Annotated in this window: 14 protein-coding genes; 12 read left to right on the forward strand and 2 right to left on the reverse strand. The window is 63.3% G+C overall.

The features are described from left to right. Positions 1-32 precede the first annotated feature (32 nt). Together FJ543_RS24995 and FJ543_RS25000 are read right to left on the reverse strand one after the other, a co-directional pair. Complete coding sequence (locus tag FJ543_RS24995; protein ID WP_140877966.1) at positions 33-1,181, reverse strand: Gfo/Idh/MocA family oxidoreductase; 1,149 nt, start codon at positions 1,179-1,181, stop codon at positions 33-35. A 265-nt stretch (positions 1,182-1,446) separates the two neighbouring features. After that, the gene (locus FJ543_RS25000; protein ID WP_015319002.1) at positions 1,447-2,208 is read right to left on the reverse strand and encodes a DeoR/GlpR family DNA-binding transcription regulator; all 762 of its coding nucleotides are present in this window, start codon (positions 2,206-2,208) and stop codon (positions 1,447-1,449) included. A 156-nt stretch (positions 2,209-2,364) separates the two neighbouring features. On the opposite strand from FJ543_RS25000, the gene FJ543_RS25005 reads away from it, so the two are divergent. The 12 genes from FJ543_RS25005 (at position 2,365) to FJ543_RS25060 (ending at position 14,112) form a co-directional block, all read left to right on the forward strand. Next, positions 2,365-3,165, forward strand: coding sequence for a class I fructose-bisphosphate aldolase (locus FJ543_RS25005; protein WP_023771143.1), 801 nt, complete (start codon positions 2,365-2,367; stop codon positions 3,163-3,165). 3 nt (positions 3,166-3,168) lie between these two features. Further along, positions 3,169-4,119 (forward strand): PfkB family carbohydrate kinase, encoded by a 951-nt coding sequence (locus FJ543_RS25010; RefSeq protein WP_015319000.1) that lies wholly within the window; start codon positions 3,169-3,171, stop codon positions 4,117-4,119. Between the two features lie 89 nt (positions 4,120-4,208). After that, positions 4,209-5,354 (forward strand): ABC transporter ATP-binding protein, encoded by a 1,146-nt coding sequence (locus tag FJ543_RS25015; protein WP_015318999.1) that lies wholly within the window; start codon positions 4,209-4,211, stop codon positions 5,352-5,354. A gap of 113 nt (positions 5,355-5,467) precedes the next feature. Beyond that, complete coding sequence (locus FJ543_RS25020; protein WP_015318998.1) at positions 5,468-6,715, forward strand: sugar ABC transporter substrate-binding protein; 1,248 nt, start codon at positions 5,468-5,470, stop codon at positions 6,713-6,715. 118 nt (positions 6,716-6,833) lie between these two features. Next, a complete protein-coding gene (locus tag FJ543_RS25025; RefSeq protein WP_140877968.1) occupies positions 6,834-7,730 on the forward strand; it encodes a sugar ABC transporter permease in 897 nt (298 codons plus the stop codon). A gap of 6 nt (positions 7,731-7,736) precedes the next feature. Then, positions 7,737-8,579, forward strand: coding sequence for an ABC transporter permease subunit (locus FJ543_RS25030; RefSeq protein ID WP_015318996.1), 843 nt, complete (start codon positions 7,737-7,739; stop codon positions 8,577-8,579). 196 nt (positions 8,580-8,775) lie between these two features. Then, positions 8,776-9,597 carry a sugar phosphate isomerase/epimerase gene (locus FJ543_RS25035; protein ID WP_140617435.1) on the forward strand — a complete coding sequence of 274 codons (822 nt, stop codon included), beginning with the start codon at positions 8,776-8,778 and terminating at the stop codon, positions 9,595-9,597. A 4-nt stretch (positions 9,598-9,601) separates the two neighbouring features. Beyond that, positions 9,602-10,678 (forward strand): Gfo/Idh/MocA family oxidoreductase, encoded by a 1,077-nt coding sequence (locus FJ543_RS25040; protein WP_140877970.1) that lies wholly within the window; start codon positions 9,602-9,604, stop codon positions 10,676-10,678. Beyond that, positions 10,678-11,496 (forward strand): sugar phosphate isomerase/epimerase, encoded by an 819-nt coding sequence (locus FJ543_RS25045; RefSeq protein ID WP_140877972.1) that lies wholly within the window; start codon positions 10,678-10,680, stop codon positions 11,494-11,496. The genes FJ543_RS25040 and FJ543_RS25045 overlap by 1 nt, the downstream gene beginning before the upstream one ends. Continuing rightward, positions 11,496-12,371 (forward strand): alpha/beta hydrolase, encoded by an 876-nt coding sequence (locus tag FJ543_RS25050; RefSeq protein WP_140877974.1) that lies wholly within the window; start codon positions 11,496-11,498, stop codon positions 12,369-12,371. Before FJ543_RS25045 ends, FJ543_RS25050 begins: the two co-directional genes overlap by 1 nt. Continuing rightward, positions 12,368-13,090 (forward strand): ribulose-phosphate 3-epimerase, encoded by a 723-nt coding sequence (locus FJ543_RS25055; protein ID WP_140661532.1) that lies wholly within the window; start codon positions 12,368-12,370, stop codon positions 13,088-13,090. Before FJ543_RS25050 ends, FJ543_RS25055 begins: the two co-directional genes overlap by 4 nt. Next, positions 13,090-14,112 (forward strand): ROK family protein, encoded by a 1,023-nt coding sequence (locus tag FJ543_RS25060; protein ID WP_140661531.1) that lies wholly within the window; start codon positions 13,090-13,092, stop codon positions 14,110-14,112. The genes FJ543_RS25055 and FJ543_RS25060 overlap by 1 nt, the downstream gene beginning before the upstream one ends. The last annotated feature ends 160 nt before the right edge of the window (positions 14,113-14,272 follow it).

Raw genomic sequence — 14,272 nt, forward strand, 5'->3', positions numbered from 1 at the left:
TCCGTCCGGAATTGCGGGAAAACAAGGAACGTTTAGGCGAGCAGGCCGCGCGCCTCGTCTTCGCCAAGCTGGGCCGGCTGGACGACGTCACCTGCTATGGCGACCGGACTCTTCGTCTCGCCCGAATGCAGGATCGCTTCCATGATCTCCAGCACATGCAGCGCCAGATTGCCGGAAGCGCGGGGCGTCGCGCCTGTCTGCAGCGAACGCACCAGGTCGGCGACGCCGAGCATGCGGTAGTTGGCGCGGTCGGGCGCCGCGTAAGGCCAGTTGCAGGCGCCGTAGAGTTCGCCTTCGCTGGCGAAATCCTTCCAGTCGGCGCCGCGTTCCGACAGCGACACCGTGCCGCCGAACGTATCCGGGTCGGGCAGCCGCAGCGAGCCTTCCGTGCCGTGCAGTTCGATCGGATGATTGGAATGCCTGAAGACATCCCATGACGAGCCGAAAGTGACGGTCGCGCCGGAGCGGAATTCGAGCAGCGACAGCACACTGGTCGGCGTGCCGACCTTGAATGTGGTGTTCTTGAACGGCCCTTCGGCCGTGATCAGGCGTTCCTCCTGGCCGCGTGTCACCATCGCCATGACGCGTGCGACCGGGCCGAGCAGATTGACCAGCATCGTCAGGTAGTAGGGACCCATGTCGAACACCGGGCCGCCGCCCGGCTGATAATAGAATTGCGGGTTGGGGTGCCAGTGCTCCATGCCGCGCCCCATCACGAAGGCGGTGCCGGTGACAGGGCGGCCGATGGCGCCCTCGTCCATCAGGCCGCGCGCTTTGCGTCCGGCTGCGCCAAGGAAAGTGTCCGGAGCCGAGCCGAGCAGCAGGCCGCGTTTGGCCGCCTCCGCCACCAGGCGGCGGCCGTCGCCGGCCGAGGTTGCGAGCGGTTTTTCAGTGAAGACATGCTTTCCCGCCGAAAGGGCGGAGAATGAAATATCGAAATGCGCCGCCGGAATGGTCAGGTTGAGGACGAGGTCGATCTCGGGATCGGCCAGCAGCGCATCGACGCCAAGGGGCCGGATACCGTATTCCTTGGCTCGCAGCGCCGCCATCTCGGCTGAAATATCGGCGCAGGCGCGCAATTCGATGCCGCCGAAAAGCGCGGCATTGCGCAGGTAGGTCATCGAGATGTTGCCGCATCCGATGACACCGATGCCGAGTTTGGCTTGTGAGTTTGCCTGCATTTTCTGTCGTACCTCCCAATGCGATCACGTCTGCCCGATCCGTCGCGACGGTGCCGGATCGGGCTCGAAATGGCTATACAACGTTTTAAATATTGACGCGCGTAAAATTTTTATAGAACATGCGGAAATGCCTGCGCGGTGTCGGGAGTCTGCTGGCCCTGGGAGGAGAAAATGATGGACATGAAAACCGGCCGATCGCGGGCGCCGAAGCCCGCGGGTCATTCGGCCTCGGATATTTCGAGGGCGGCCAGGAATCGCGACGGGTTCAGGCATAGATCACCATGGCCCCGATCCTATCAAGCTGGCTGCGTATTGGACCGGGCAGGCCATCGTCGGTGATCACCACATCGACGCCCGACAGCGAAAAGGCCTTGGAGGTCCCGCTGACGCCCCATTTGCTCGAATCCGCCAGGAGGACAACGCGCCGGGCCATGCGCACGAGGATTCGCTTCGTTCGCGCCATGTCTTCGTTCACGTCGACCACATCCAGTGACGAGTCGATCGCATGCGCTCCGACAAAGACCTGATGCGCTACCAAGCCGCCGAGAGCCGTGTCGGCATCGGTAATCAGCGTGCTCACCGTGTCTGGATAGACCCGGCCACCGATCATGTGAACGTCGAGCCCGGGCCGATGCATCAGATGCTGCACGATATTCATCGCCGTGGCCGCGACCACGACATTGTTGAGCGGCGGTAGCTGCATGGCAACCTGCATCAATGTCGAGCCGCCGTCGAAGATGACCGACTGGTTGTCCTCGAACAGCTCTACCGCTGCCCGGGCGATGCGTTTCTTCGCATCGAGGTTGGTTTGCATCCGGCGGGCGAACGCGGCCGTGGTCGAATCCGTGGTCCGGGTCACCGCCCCTCCACGGGTCTTGGTCAGCAGTCCCTTGCGGTCCAGTATCTCGAGGTCGGAGCGGACCGTGACTTCCGACACGCCAAAATCGTCTGACAGGTCCTTGATGCGAACCTGTCCGCTGCGTTGCACCTCACACAGGATCGATTGGCGTCTCTGCTCTGACAACATTGCCTTGTCCTTGCCTCCATATGCCAAGCCCTGGCCTCGGCTCACGCTACCGAAAATACGCGAATTCGAAAGATTTCGAAAGATTGCATTTATCCTTTCTTTCGAAAACACTGGATCCAGGATTTGGAAATCAATCGATTGGAGAATTTTGCACTCATGAGCCTCGGAACCCAGGTGCGCCTTGCGCGCCTCTTCTCGCATCCATCGGGCAATCTTTTTGGCGGCGCGGTCGACCACTTTGTCGGCTATGGCGACGTGCGCAAAGGCGGTCTTGCCGATCTGCCCGGTGCGCTCGCCCGCGTCATGGTGGGCAAACCCGACTACGTCAGCATCCAGCCTGGCACAGCGCGCCATCTATGGCCGCAATACGCGGGCAAGGCCTGCCTGGTGATCCAGGCCGGCTGCTTCACCCCGGACGATCGCATCAGTGAGCTGATCGCAACGCCCGAGGATGCCGTGCGCGCCGGCGCCGATGCCTTGGCCGTGGCCATTCCGGTACGCGGCGCGACCGAGGGCAAATACATACGCTGGCTGACCGATTCGGTGAATGCAGCGGCCCGCTACGGCATGCCGGTGGTCGCGCATATCTATCCTCGCGATTTCACCGACGGGGCAAAAATCGTCTTCACCCCCGACGAGATCGCCTATGCGGCGCGCATCGGCTACGAGTCTGGCGTCGACGTGATCAAGATCGGTTACACGGGAGATTTCGAATCGTTCCGAGAGACCGTTCGGACATGCCCGGTGCCGGTTGTGATCGCGGGTGGCCCGAAGACCGATACGCTGCTCGGCGCCCTCCAGCAGACGGCGGACGCCATCCGTGCCGGTGCGCGCGGTGCCGTGGTGGGCCGCAATCTCTGGGGGCATGGCGATCCGGAGAAAGCAGCGATAGCCTTTCGGGGCGTCATCCATGACGGCCTTTCGGCGCAAGACGCCCTGGCAAGGGCGGGTGCCTGAACGATGCCCGCCGTCCCTTCAATCCTCGGCTTCGGAGCTATTGCGATCGACGACATCGTCTATGTCGATCAGCCGTTGTCGGCGGGCAAGGGGAAGGTTCTGCAAAGCGCCCGGGCTTTCGGCGGAAATGTCGCGACGGCCCTTGCCGCCGTCGCGCGGCTCGGCGGCACCGCCGGGTTCGTCGGATGGCTGGGCAGTGCCGCGGACGACGCCGTGCTGTGCGATCTCGTTGCGAGCGGTGTTGAAACTGCATTCGCGCCGCGCCACCCGCACGCACGCCCGGTGCGCTCGCGGATCACCGTCGGCTCGGATGGGGAGCGGTTCATCGCCTATGACGACGAAGCGATGCTGGGCACCGCGCCGGACTTTCCGGACGAGGTCCTCAGCCGCGCGACAGTCCTGATCGTCGATAGTTACGCGATCCGGTCGCTGGATGTCGTGGTTCGGGCTCGCGATCTCGGCCTTGCGATCCTCGGCGATATCGAATGGAGCAGAGGCCCAGCCACCGAGAAGCTGATCGCGCTCTGCGACCACCTCATTCTTCCCCTCGGCTTTGCGCGGATCGCCACAGGGTGCCGCTCGCCCGCCGAGATACTCGATGCATTGTGGTTGCCGTCGCGGTCCGCCGTGGTTCTGACGGATGGCGGCAGGGGCGTCTATTATCGCGGACGCGACGAGAAAGGGCTCTGGCACCTGCCTCCCCATCGGGTTGCCGTTGTCGATTCGACCGGCGCCGGTGACTGCTTTCATGGCGCCTATGCCCTGGCATTGACGCGCGGGGCCGACACCCCACGCCGGGTCGCGTTCGCGGCCGCGGCGGCGGCCCTTTCGATAACGGGGCGGGGCGGGCGCGAGGCGCTGCCGACCGACGGCCAGGTCACGGAATTCCTTGCATCGACGAACGCGCCGTCGGCAGTCGAACTGAAATATGCGCCGCTCGATACTGGTACATAGCCTGAACTGTCCGAGCAAATATTTCGCAGGCGAACATAAGCCAAGGAGAACTATAAAAATCGGCGGGCTGGACTTGTGGAGGGAGGAATATGGCTCAAGTCATTCTTGAGAATATCTGCAAAACCTACGGGAACAATTTTAACGCGATCGACCACTTGAACCTGTCGGTCGAGGACGGCGAGTTTTTGATTCTCGTCGGGCCGTCAGGCTGCGGCAAATCCACCGCGTTGCGGATGATCGCTGGGTTGGAGGACATTACCAGCGGCAGCCTTCGGATCGGCGGCATCGACGTCGTCGACATGCCGCCCAAGGACCGCGACATCGCGATGGTCTTCCAGAGTTACGCGCTCTACCCGCATATGACCGTGTTCGAAAACATTGCTTTTTCGATGAGGCTGGCAGGCAAGCCAAAGGCCGAGCGCAAGAAGCGCGTCGACGAGATCGCCAAAACCCTGCAGCTGACGTCGCTGCTGGACAGCAAACCCGCGAATCTTTCAGGCGGACAGCGTCAACGGGTTGCCATGGGCCGCGCCATGGTGCGCGACCCGGCCGCCTTTCTCATGGACGAGCCCCTTTCGAATCTGGACGCGAAACTGCGTGTTCAAATGCGCGCCGAAATCACCAGCCTGCAAAAGCAGCTGGGCGTCACGACCATATACGTCACCCACGACCAAACCGAAGCGATGACGATGGGGGACAGGGTCGCGGTGCTGAAAGGCGGCGTGCTGCAGCAGGTCGACACCCCCAAGAGACTCTATGAATCGCCGGTGAACGCCTTCGTCGCCGGCTTCATCGGTTCTCCTTCGATGAACCTTTTCGAGGCGACCCTGGCGGGCGACGACCTGATTTCCGGCACCTTCGCCATCCGGCTGCAGGATGAGGCCTTCGTCCGCAGGCCGGGCTTGAGATCGTATGCGGGACGCAAGGTCGTGTTCGGGATTCGACCGGAGCATCTCTATGACAGCAGCCTCGAATCCGGTCGCAAGTACCAGACGATCCCGGCAAAGGTGACCTCGATCGAAGAACTCGGATCCGAGCACATCGTCCACCTGAACATCGACGCGGTCCGGGTAGATTCCGGCGACCCGGACGCGGTGGAGGATTTCGGCCGGGCGTCGAACGCGGTGGCGAAATTCGAACCGGTCAGCGCAGCCCGCTCCGGTTCGGAAATCCGGGTGGCCCTGGATGACGCCAAGCTCCATTTCTTCGATCCCGAGACGCATCTGGCGATCTGAAGATCCGTGGCAAGGCCCGCGGGCGAGGGCGAGGCGTCCGCGTAAGAAGACTTCTGAATAACCAGACGATCGGCGGCATTGTGCGGTCGATCATAAAAGAGAAGGAGGAGAATATGACGTTTCATATGAAATCCGCGATGCTGAAAATAGCCGCGGCCGCGTGGTTGCTTGGCGCAACCGGTGCCATGGCGGACACGACGCTGGAATTCACCCAATGGTGGGAGCCCGAACTGCCGGCCGGCTCGCTCAGGGCAATCATGGATGGCTTCGAGGCCGCAAACCCCGGAATCAAGGTGACGCTGGTCAGCGGCCCCTACGCGACCACGCGGGACCAGATCTCGGTTGGGGCTGCAACCGGAACGCTCAGCGACGTCGTCGGCCTCGACGGCGCCTGGGTGAACAATCTGAACGCGCAGAACGCACTCGCCGACATGAACCCGATGATGGATGCGAGCAAGTTCGACAAGAGCCAGGTCGCCGATATCATCAAGGTCGACGGCAAGGCGGTGATGTTTCCGGTCGCCTCGTTCGTTTATCCGGTTTTCGTCAATCTGGACCTTGCCGCCCAGGCAGGCGTGACCAAGCTGCCGTCGACGCGCGCGGAATTTCTCGAAGCCGCCAAGAAGATGACGCACGCCGACAAGAACCAGTATGGCTGGGTGCTGCCTCTGTCGCTGCAAACGCCTTCCGGTGTCCAGAACGACATGATGTCGTGGGTCTGGGCTTCGGGTCAGTCGATGATGGCGAACGGCAAGCCCGCCCTCGAGGGCAAACCGGTGGTGGATATGCTCTCCTTCGTCAAATCGCTCAATGACGCCGGCACCATCTCGCCCGGCATCGCCACCAAGACCGAACAGGAAAAAGTCGAGGAATTCGTCAACGACCGCGTCGGGATGATGATCGACTCGCTCGCGCATGTGAACCTCATCCGCAAGCGCAATCCCAAGCTGAACTTCGACCTCATCCCGGTCCCGGTTGTGGAGGGCTATACGGGCAAGCGCGGCCTTCCCTATGCCTCCTGGGGCATCGGCATCTCCGCTGCCTCGAAACATCAGGAGGAGGCTTGGAAACTCGTCCAGTATCTGATGAGCGAAAAGGTGAACGCCAAGCTCGTCTCGCTTGCCAACGCCTTCCCGGGCAACGTCAACGCCAAGCCCGATTTCGTGACCTCCGACAAGGCTTTCGGCAAGGCTTTCGAGATCTTCAAGACCGGCTATCTCGCCAACGAGTTCACGGGCCTGCCGGTGGCTGAAGACCTGATGACCCAGTTCGACGTGCAGGCTCAAAAGATGCTTGCCGGCGAGCAAACGCCGGAAGAAGCAGCCGCTGCCGCGCAAAAGGGCTGGATAGCGAAATTCTGACCCTCGTGCTCCGCTCTTGCGGCCCATCTACCGGTTGGCCTGCCATTAGGCGGGCCAGCCGGCAAATGACCACTCCGAATGGTTTGAAGCTCTTTTCTCTTGTCGCGAGGTTGGCCCTATGACCCGGCAGAAGCGCTCCCATCACAAGCTCAAGCGAGCCGTGACACCTTATCTCTATCTGTCGCCCTCGATGCTCATAGTCGGGCTCCTGATGCTGTTGCCGATGGTTACGGTGATTGCCTATTCCTTTCAGAACAGCGCGGTCCTGCGTCGTGATCCATCCTTTGCCGGGCTAAAGCACTACCAGGCGATCTTTGACGATCCGGTGTTCTGGGCTTCGCTGTGGCATACGCTCTATTTCACATGCATGAGTGTGGTTTTCCACATGACCATCGGCATGATCTTCGCGCTCATGCTGAACAGCGACCGCATCAATCCGACGCTGCGCAATGTACTGCGCGTGCTCTACATACTGCCTTGGCTGTTCACCGCGGTGATCATCGCCGTGATCTGGCGCCTCCTGCTTGAGCCGAACGGCGTCGTGAACAGCATCCTCATGCAGATGGGCATCATCGGTTCCAAGGTCGAGTGGTTTTCCTCGCCCGAGACCGCGCTGCATGCCGTCACTTTCGCCAATATCTGGGCGGGCTACCCACTTTTCATGGTCAGCCTGCTCGCAGGCCTGCAAGGCATTCCCAAGGACTTCTACGAGGCTGCCGATATCGACGGGGCGAAAGCCTACCAGAAGCTGATCTTCATCACCATCCCGCAGCTGATGCCGATCATCATCAGCATCTCGCTGCTCGACTTCATCTGGACCATGCAGGTCTTCCCGTTGATCTGGATAACCACGGGCGGCGGCCCGATCTACGCGACCGAGGTCCTCAGCACCTACACCTACAAGCTGGCGTTTTCGAGCTACAACCTGTCTCAGGCATCGGCGAGCGCCGTGGTCATCCTGCTGATCTCTCTCGGCCTGACGCTGTTCTATATTCGCTATCAGCGGGCCAGGTAGGACGCCATGAGGAAACGGAACTCCGGCAAGGACAAACTGACCACCGTCGCGCTGCATGTTGCTCTTGCGGCAGGGCTGTTCTTCGCAGCCTTCCCGATTTACTGGATGCTCAGCAGCTCGTTCAAGTCGAATACCGAAATCTTTGCCCTGCCACCGACCATCCTGCCGAAGGCCTTCACCCTGGAAGCCTATGCGGCCATCCTTGGCGACCCGGTAAAGCTGCGCTTCTTCTTCAACAGCTACTTCGTCGCGGGGGCGGTGACCGTGCTCACGGTGCTGATCGCCTTGCTGGCGGCCTATGGGTTCAGCCGCTTCAACTTCCGCGGCAAGGGCATTCTGAACACACTCATCATCAGCACGCAGACGATCCCTCCGATCACGCTTCTGATCCCCTTCTTCGGGCTTGTCGTCTCGTACGGCATCTTCGACACCTATGTCGCGCTGATCCTGACCTACCTGGTGTTTACGTTGCCCTATGCGATCCTGCTGATGACAGGGTACCTGAACACGTTGCCACGCGATCTCGATGAAGCCGTTGCCGTTGACGGCGGCACCAGTTGGACGGCGCTCTGGCGGGTAATCGTGCCGATCTCACTGCCTGGTATCGTGGCGACGTCGGTCTACACCTTCCTGTTATGCTGGAACGAGTTTCTCTTTGCGCTGACACTAACGAAGTCGACCTCCATGCGCACCGTTCCGATCGGCATACAGCTGTTGATGGGGCAGCACGCCTTCGAATGGAACCAGATGATGGCGATGAGCGTGCTCGGCTCGCTACCGCTCTTGCTCATCTACCTCGTTGCCCAGAGGTTCTTCCTCGCCGGCATGACCGCGGGCTCGGTCAAGTAGGATGTCCATCCCAAGGAGACTGACGGAGCAGGGTCCGTGTGTTGCAATGGATGATTGGACCCTGTCTGCTGGCGGGCGATATCGCCGCGCCTCTGCCGTCGTCACCGTTCCGCCAATTGCACTCGTGCCGTTCTTGCATCATCGAAGGGCCGACAAGGGCGGCATCAAGGAATAGGCGGGATCAAGGAATGAAAGGATGAACGTGGAAGACCTCAAAGTCGGCTGCCAGACCTTCACCTGGGAAATGCTGGGAGACCGGTTCACCGGCGGCCCCGACGATCTGTTGAAGGCGATCGCCGATGGTGGCTATGCCGGCATCGAGATCACCGACACCATGATCGGCCACTATGCCGGCAAACCCACCGAGTTCGCCGCCGCGCTGAAGTCGTCCGGTCTGGCGCTCGTTTCCTTCGCCTTTGGCTCCAGGAGCGGCTTCACGCTCAAGGACGGGATCGGCACCGATCTCGAAACCGCCAGGCGCTGGATCGATTTCGTGGCAAACTTTCCCGATGCGCTCGTGTCGATGGGCTCGGCCACCGTCGTCTCCGACGGGCCACGCCACGACAAATTCGCTGTCGCGGCCGAGGTTTACAACAAGGCCGGCGAACTCGGCCGCAAGGCGGGTGTCCAGGTGGCGGTGCATCCGAGTTCGCACCACAACACGCTGCTGTTCGACCGCGCCGATTACGACGCGATTTTTGCCTTGCTCGACCCCGATCTGGTCGGCTGGGTGCCGGACACCGGTCACATCCTGCGCGGCCACAGGGACATGGCCGACACGCTCACCACCTACCGCGACCGCATCCGCTACATCCACCTCAAGGACGTCGATGCCGACGGCACCTGGGCGATGCTGGGCCAAGGCGTCTGCGACACGCCTCAAGTCATCGAGATCGCCGGTACCGCGCCGAACTTCAACGGCTGGCTGGTGCTGGAAGAAGAATCCGACACCGCCGCCGCCGATCCGGCCGGCGCGGTCAAGACCAACCGCCGGACCATGCGCGGCTACGGGGCCTGAGACGATGATCAAGAAACAGGACAGACGCCTCAGGGTCGGTGTGCTCGGCTGCGGCCCGATCGCCCAGTTCGCGCATCTGGAATCCTGCGTCAAGGCCGGCAATGCCGACCTCTACGCCATCTGCGATGCGGCACCCGATTTGCTCGCCCGCATGGGCGCCACCTATGAACCAAAGAAGATGTATGCCGACTATGACGCCATGCTCGCAGATCCCGAGCTCGAAGCAGTCATCGTCGCCACGTCGGATGCCTATCACGTGCCAATGTCGATCAAGGCGCTCGATGCCGGCAAGCATGTTCTCTGCGAAAAGCCGATCGGTACCTCGGTCGAGGAAGGCGAGGCCTTGGCAGAGGCGGTCAAGCGCTCCGGCAAGGTGCTGCAGGTCGGCCACATGAAGCGCTTCGATCCGGCGCTGGAGGCCGCCCGCGACTTCGTTCGCGACGAGATGGGCGAGGTGCTGGCACTGAAGGCCTGGTATTGCGACTCCACCCACCGCTACACCAACACCGACGCCGTGCAGCCGCTGCCAGTCACCAGCAAGCTCGCAAAAAAGCCCGGCGGAAATCCCAAGGCTGATCTCAGGCGATATTTCATGCTGGCGCACGGATCGCATTTGGTTGACACCGCCCGCTTCCTCTGTGGTGACATCGTTGCCGTGCGCGCCCGCCTCAACGAGCGCTTCGGCGCCTATTGCTGGTTCGTCGAAACCGAATTCGCCAGCGGCGCGCTCGGCCATCTCGACCTCACCGTCGCCGTGCGCATGGACTGGCACGAAGGGTTTCAGCTCTATGGCGAGAACGGTTCCGTCATCGCCAAAACCTTCAATCCTTGGTATTTCCGCGCCAGCGAGGTCGACATCTTCCATGAGAAGGACGCGACCTCGCGAAAACCGCTTGGTGCCGACGGCCACTTCTTCCGTCGCCAGCTCGAGGGCCTTGCCGACACCGTGCTCACCGGCGCGCCGATGCGCGGCGCCAATGTCGGGGACGGCACCGCGTCGATCCGCGCCATGGTGGCGATTGCGCGCTCTGTGGAGACTGGCGAGCGGATCGAGCTTGCCTCGGTTTCGGGTGCGGTCTGATGCGCCTCGGCATCTTCGCCAAGACATTTGCGGGCACCGATCCGGCCACCGTGCTGGCTGCCGTGAAGCAGGCCGGCTACGAGACGACGCAGTTCAATCTCGCCTGCGCCGGCCTGCCGTCGATGCCGGATGCCGTGCCGGCGAATGCCGTCGCCGCCATTGGTGTCGCCGCGCGATCGTCAGGCGTTTCGCTGGCCGCGCTGTCGGGCACCTACAACATGGCGCATCCCGACAAGGCTGCGCGCGACGAGGGGCTGAGGCGCCTGGCGGTGGTCATCGACACTGCAGCCACGCTCGACATCCCGCTGGTCACGCTCTGCACCGGCTCGCGCAACGCAGCCGACCAATGGGCATACCATCCCGACAATGCCGATCCGTCGGCCTGGTTCGACATGGCCGTCGAAATGGCGAAGGCACTGGCGCTGGCCGAGGAGGCCGGCGTCGATCTCGGCATCGAGCCCGAGCAGGCCAACATCGTCACCTCGGCCATGGATGCGACCCGGCTGATTGCCGAGATGGGTTCGAAGCATCTGAAGATCGTGCTCGACCCCGCCAACCTGTTCGAGCATGCAAAGCCCGATGAAGCGAGAGCCATCGTCGCCGCCGCGATCGATGAGGCCGCTGGCCACATCGCCATGGCGCACGCCAAGGATCGTTTTGCCGACGGCCGCTTCGCCACATCAGGCCAGGGTGTCGTCGACTTCCCGGATTTCGTCGCGCGGCTGAAGGGGGTGGGTTTCGATGGCGCGCTCGTCACCCACGGCTTGTCCGCCGACGAGGCTCCTGGCGTCGCAACCATCCTGCGGGGGCTGCTCTGATGGGTGCCGCGCCGACGATCATGCTGCGCGACGACGCTGCGCTCCACGTCTTCGACACCCAGGTCTTCGACACCCAGGTCTTGGACACCCACGTCTTCGACACGGGGCAGGGGCTTCCCATCGTCTTCCAGCATGGTCTCGGCGGCGATGCCGCGCAGGTGGCGCTGAACTTTCCCGACAGTCCGTCGCGCCGCCGGCTGACGGTGGAATGCCGCGCGCAGGGCGGCTCAGGTGCCGGCGGCAAGCGTCCGTTTTCGATCGGGATGTTCGCCGACGATGTGCTCGCCGCTGCCGATGCAGCTGGCATTGAGCGCTTCGTTGCCGGTGGCATCTCGATGGGCGCCGCCATTGCACTGCACCTGGCGGCCCGCCACCCGGCTCGCGTCACCGGTCTTGTGCTGGTGCGCCCGGCCTGGACCTTCGACGCGGCCCCGCAAAACATGCGCCCTTATGTCGAAGTGGCGGAACTCATCCGCGACCACCCGCTGGAAGAGGCGCGCGACATCTTCGCGGCTTCGGCAACGGCGGCCCGCTTTCGCAGCGAGGCGCCGGACAATCTCGCCTCGCTGCTCGGTTTCTTCGCCCGCGAAAACGCGGATGTCTTTGCCGAGGTGATGCAAGCGATCGCCAATGACGGGCCTGGCGTGACGCGGGCGATGGCGACCGGCCTCGCAATCCCGACGCTCGTCTTCGGCAGCGGCATAGACCTCGTCCATCCCCTGGCGACCGCCCGCGAACTGGCTGAGACCATCCCCGGCGCCGCCCTCACCGAGGTGACGCCGAAAGCCCTCGACAAGGATCGCCATTTCACCGAAATCCGCGCCGCCATCGGCGGCTTTCTCGATAGAAATTTCAACAACCAGGACCAATCATGATCTCGAAACCTTTGTCAGGCCCGGCCGCCATCGCCGCACTGCCGCGCGACCGTCTGATCGCCGAATTCTCATCGTGGTCGGCCAATCTCGCCAATTTCGAGAGCGACTTGCAGCGCATCGAACCCTATGTCGATGTGCACCACATCGACGTCGCGGACGGCCATTTCGCGCCGTCCTTCCTGTTCTTCCCCGATCTCGTCGCCCGTATCGCCAAACTGACGGCCAGGCCCGTCCACGTCCATCTGATGGTCGACCAAGCAATCGTCGAAGAACAGACGCGCCAGTTCATCGAGGCCGGCGCCGACATGATCAGCGTCCATGCCGAGAACGGCGAGGCGGGTCTGCGCGCGGTGCGGCTGGCGCATGAACTCGGCGCCGAGGCCGGCGTCGTGCTGAGGCTGGAGACCCCTGTAGAGGCGATGAAGCCTTTCGTCTCCGAAGTGGCGTTCGTCACGCTTCTTGGAACCGCGATCGGCGTCAAGGGCCAGGGCCTGTCGGAGAAGGCTTGTGACAGGCTGGGCGAAGCCCGCGCCATCCTGAGGAACGCTGGTCGTGAGTCGGCCGTGGTGCTCGCCGCCGATGGCGGCATCCGCCACGAAACCGTGCCGCTGCTGCGCGCCGCTGGCGCCGAGACCGTGGTGCTCGGTTCGCTCGCTTTCGGCGACGAGGATCTCGCCAGCCGCATCGGCTGGCTGCATGGTCTGAAGGTCGCGGCCTGATGAGCATTGAAGTCGCCCTCGCGATCGATCTTGGCGGCACCGAGCTTCGTGCCGCCCTGGTCGACCGTGACGGCAAGATCCTGGCCTTCGCGGCTGTGCCGACGCAGGCGCAGGCCGGCCCCGACGTGGTGATCGGCCAGATCGAGGCGCTGGCCGCGACCATTCATGCCGAAGCGCCGGGGCTGTCGATCCTCGGCGTCGGCGTCGGCGCGCCGGGCCCGCTCGATCCGCTGGCCGGCATCGCCGTCGGACCGCCGACGCTGGCCGGCTGGCAGGACGTGCCGCTGGCCGACATCCTCGAGCGGCGGCTCGGCCTGCCGGTGCGGCTGGAGAACGACGCCAATGCGGCAGCGCTCGGCGAATGGCGCTTCGGCGCCGGCCACGGTGCGCGCTCCCTGGTCTTCGTCACCGTCTCGACCGGGATCGGCGGTGGCGTCGTCGCCGACGGACGCATCCTGCACGGCCGTCGCGGTCTTGCCGCGGAGATCGGCCACATGACCATCACCAACGAAGGCGAGCGCTGCGTGTGCGGCGTCGTCGGCTGCTTCGAGGCGATCGCTTCGGGAACCGCGCTCGGCCGCCGCGCCAATGCCGCAACGTCTCCTTTGGACGGTTCGACGCTGCGCCGCCTCTCGGCCAACGCCGAGGTCATGGGTCGTCACGTGGTCGAGGCCGCGCGGCTGCAGGACGACCTCGCTCTGGCTCTGCTCGAGGAGGAGGCGCGCTGGCTGGGCGTCGGCTTCACCAACCTTTTGCACCTCTATTCGCCCGACGTGCTGGTCGTTGGCGGCGGCATCGCCAATGGCCTCGACCTGATGGCGCCCGTCATCGGGGCGACCATCCGCCAGCGCGCCATGCGCGCCTATCGCGACGTGCCGGTCGTCCAGGCCCGGCTCGGCCGCCATGCCGGGCTGGTCGGCGCGGCCAGCCTCGTCCTGTTCGATGATTTGGGCACGTTGGCGGCTCCCATTCCCGTCGGCCCAAGTACATATCCGGACACGCGGAGGGACTTCAAGGGCTGAGCTCAAGCTGGCGCGGTCCTGTCTCGCTGCAAGTCGATCCGTCGCGCTGCGACCCCTCGTGGCAGATGGCAAGGCCGTGCCACCGCTGCGCAAAGCCGCCTGATAGCGATGAAACATGACCATGGCCGCAAGCGGCGTGCTTGCGGCCATTGTCCGTCGT

Source organism: Mesorhizobium sp. B2-5-7, assembly GCF_006440875.1.
Taxonomy (GTDB): Bacteria; Pseudomonadota; Alphaproteobacteria; order Rhizobiales; family Rhizobiaceae; genus Mesorhizobium; species Mesorhizobium australicum.

What these genes read in the sequence shown, in the direction of transcription:
- FJ543_RS24995 (WP_140877966.1), bottom strand. Translation starts at nt 1,181, where the DNA reads ATGCAGGCAAACTCACAAGCCAAACTCGGCATCGGTGTCATCGGATGC.
- FJ543_RS25000 (WP_015319002.1), bottom strand. Translation starts at nt 2,208, where the DNA reads ATGTTGTCAGAGCAGAGACGCCAATCGATCCTGTGTGAGGTGCAACGC.
- FJ543_RS25005 (WP_023771143.1), top strand. Translation starts at nt 2,365, where the DNA reads ATGAGCCTCGGAACCCAGGTGCGCCTTGCGCGCCTCTTCTCGCATCCA.
- FJ543_RS25010 (WP_015319000.1), top strand. Translation starts at nt 3,169, where the DNA reads ATGCCCGCCGTCCCTTCAATCCTCGGCTTCGGAGCTATTGCGATCGAC.
- FJ543_RS25015 (WP_015318999.1), top strand. Translation starts at nt 4,209, where the DNA reads ATGGCTCAAGTCATTCTTGAGAATATCTGCAAAACCTACGGGAACAAT.
- FJ543_RS25020 (WP_015318998.1), top strand. Translation starts at nt 5,468, where the DNA reads ATGACGTTTCATATGAAATCCGCGATGCTGAAAATAGCCGCGGCCGCG.
- FJ543_RS25025 (WP_140877968.1), top strand. Translation starts at nt 6,834, where the DNA reads ATGACCCGGCAGAAGCGCTCCCATCACAAGCTCAAGCGAGCCGTGACA.
- FJ543_RS25030 (WP_015318996.1), top strand. Translation starts at nt 7,737, where the DNA reads ATGAGGAAACGGAACTCCGGCAAGGACAAACTGACCACCGTCGCGCTG.
- FJ543_RS25035 (WP_140617435.1), top strand. Translation starts at nt 8,776, where the DNA reads ATGAACGTGGAAGACCTCAAAGTCGGCTGCCAGACCTTCACCTGGGAA.
- FJ543_RS25040 (WP_140877970.1), top strand. Translation starts at nt 9,602, where the DNA reads ATGATCAAGAAACAGGACAGACGCCTCAGGGTCGGTGTGCTCGGCTGC.
- FJ543_RS25045 (WP_140877972.1), top strand. Translation starts at nt 10,678, where the DNA reads ATGCGCCTCGGCATCTTCGCCAAGACATTTGCGGGCACCGATCCGGCC.
- FJ543_RS25050 (WP_140877974.1), top strand. Translation starts at nt 11,496, where the DNA reads ATGGGTGCCGCGCCGACGATCATGCTGCGCGACGACGCTGCGCTCCAC.
- FJ543_RS25055 (WP_140661532.1), top strand. Translation starts at nt 12,368, where the DNA reads ATGATCTCGAAACCTTTGTCAGGCCCGGCCGCCATCGCCGCACTGCCG.
- FJ543_RS25060 (WP_140661531.1), top strand. Translation starts at nt 13,090, where the DNA reads ATGAGCATTGAAGTCGCCCTCGCGATCGATCTTGGCGGCACCGAGCTT.